Below are 235 nucleotides of genomic sequence, written 5' to 3'. Positions count from 1 at the left end.
GATGTGTATAAGAGACAGCTGTTTATCAATGCCGGGCGCGGTGTGGCGGTGGTCGATCAGGCGCTGGTCAGCGCCTTGCAACAGGGGCTACTGGCGGGCGCGGTGATCGATGTTTGCCGTGAGGAACCGTTGCCCGCCGGCCACCCATTCTGGGATGCGCCGCGGCTGCTGCTCACTGGCCCCAGCTCGGCCCGTCTCTTTTACACATCTGACGCCGCCGGCGACGCCCCACCAG

1 protein-coding gene is annotated in these 235 nt (G+C 65.5%); it reads left to right on the top strand.

Annotated elements, in window-relative coordinates:
- Window positions 1-235: NAD(P)-dependent oxidoreductase (locus ACQ4LH_RS22295; protein WP_430699039.1), on the top strand; the 235-nt coding region annotated here is incomplete at both ends.

The organism is Pseudomonas peli, assembly GCF_050563605.1.
Lineage (GTDB): Bacteria > Pseudomonadota > Gammaproteobacteria > Pseudomonadales > Pseudomonadaceae > Aquipseudomonas > Aquipseudomonas peli_A.
The sequence above is the reverse complement of the archived record's forward strand: the minus strand, read 5'-3'. Positions and strand labels throughout refer to the sequence as shown.